Source organism: Streptosporangium sp. NPDC023615 (genome assembly GCF_040640155.1).
Lineage (GTDB): Bacteria > Actinomycetota > Actinomycetes > Streptosporangiales > Streptosporangiaceae > Streptosporangium.
In genome coordinates this window covers 1-2081 of sequence record NZ_JBFABE010000163.1, presented here as the reverse complement: position 1 = coordinate 2081, position 2081 = coordinate 1, and the positions used below count along the sequence as shown (strand labels likewise).

Genomic DNA, 2081 nt, shown 5'->3' with positions numbered 1-2081 from the left:
CCGGCTCCGCACCCACCGGCGGCCACTGCGACGCCCACGGACACGGCGTACCGGCCGGGACGTCGGCGGAGAGGGTGCCGGAGGCGTGCCGCAGCCAGCCGTCGGGGGTGCGGGAGTGGACGGCGACGGCGCGGCGCCGCTCGTCGTCGGGCCGGTCCACGGTGACCTGGACGGTGACGGAGCCGCCCTCCGGGAGGGTCAGGGGTGCCTCGATGACGAGCTCGTCCAGTCGCCCGCAGTCGGCGTGGGTGCCGCCTTCGAGGGCGAGCTCGGCGAACGCGGTGCCGGGCAGCAGGACGCCGCCCTCCACGGCGTGGTCCCCGAGCCAGGACGCGCTCCTGGCCGAGAGCTGCCCGGAAAGGACGTAGGCGTCGCCGGCCACGGACACGACGGCGGAGAGCAGCGGGTGCGCGGAGCCGTCGATGCCCGCGCCGGTGGGGCGGCCGACCGGCTCGTGGTCCCCGAGCCAGTAGCGGCGCCGCTCGAAGGCGTAGGTGGGCGGGTCCACGGCCGGCCGCGGGGCCGGGGCGAGGGCGGTGAACCAGTCGACGTCCGCGCCGAGCGCCCAGGCGTGGGCGAGCGCGAGCAGGAAGCGCGGCCAGTCGCCGGCTCCGCGGCGCAGGGAGGCGCAGACCCCGGCGGTGACGCCCTCGGCGTGGCAGATCTCGTCGGCGTCGGCGCCCAGCACCGGGTGCGGGCTGACCTCGACGAACAGCGGCGTGCCCGTTCCCCCGCACGCCCTGATCGCCTCGTCGAACAGCACCGGGTTGCGCAGGTTGTCGTACCAGTAGCCGGAGGTCAGCCGGGACGGCTCGACGAACCGTCCGGCGAGGGAGGAGCAGAAGGCGATGCCGGTGTCGTGCGGCCGTACCCCGTCGAGGACGGCGGCGAGCTCGTCGGCGATGGGCTCGACGAGCGGGGTGTGGGAGGCGTAGTCGACGGCGATGCGGCGTACCCGGACGGCCTCGCCGCAGGCGGCGGTGAACTCGTCCAGCGCGGCGGCCTCGCCGGCGACGACGCAGGAGGCCGGGCCGCTGTGGACGGCCACCCAGAGGCGGCCCTCCCACGGTTCGAGCCGTTCCCGGGTGTCGGCGGCGGGCAGGGCCACGGCGAGCATGCCGCCGGTGCCGCTGAGCCGGATCAGCGCCCGGGAGCGCAGGGCGACGACCTTGGCGGCGTCGGAGAGGGTGAGCGCCCCGGCGACGCAGGCGGCTGCGATCTCGCCCTGGGAGTGGCCGACGACCGCCGCGGGGTCGACGCCGTGGGAGCGCCACAGCTCGGCGAGGGAGACCATGACGGCGAACAGGACGGGCTGGATGACGTCGGTCCCCTCGAGGGCGGGGGCGCCGTCCCGGCCGCGCAGCACGTCGACGACCGACCATCCGGTGTGCGGGCGCAGCGCCTCGTCGCAGCTCAGCAGCCGGGTGCGGAAGACCTCGCTGGTGTCCAGGAGGTCGACGGCCATGCCCTCCCACTGGGAGCCCTGGCCGGGGAAGACGAACACGGGCCGGGCCGCGGGGAGCGCCTCGCCCTGGACGGCGGCGGCGTGGGGGGCACCCTCGGCGACGGCGGCGAGCGCGTCGAGGAGTTCGGCGCGGTCGGCGGCCACCACGACGGCGCGGTACGCGAACGCGGTCCTGTGCGCCAGGGTGCGGCCGGTGGCGCGCAGGTCGTCGTCGGAGGCGCCGTCGGCGTACCGGCGCAGCCGTTCGGCCTGGGCGCGCAGGGCGGTGTCGGTCTTGGCCGACACGGTCCAGACGAGCGGCTCGCCGGACGCGGCGGGCCGCTCGTCCGGGCCGGCGGTGGAACCGGCGGCGAGGCCGGCGACGGCGTCGGTCACGGAGTCGGTCACGGAGTCGGTCACAGGGCCGGTGGCCGGGACGGTCGCGGGGCCGGTGGCCGGGACGCCCTCCAGGACGATGTGGGCGTTGGTGCCGCTGACGCCGAAGCTGGACACCCCGGTACGGGCCGGCCGGTCGCCGGGGAACTCCACCGGTCCGGTGGCCACGCGGACGCCTCCGGAGTCCCAGTCGACGTGGGGGGTGGGTTCGGTGACGTGCAACGTCGGCGGCAACACCCCG

Annotated in this window: 1 protein-coding gene; it reads right to left on the bottom strand. The window is 76.9% G+C overall.

Annotated elements, in window-relative coordinates; all coding sequences use genetic code 11:
• Positions 1-2081 (bottom strand): type I polyketide synthase (locus tag AB0G16_RS38665; RefSeq protein WP_362815993.1); only part of this gene is annotated, 2081 nt, incomplete at both ends.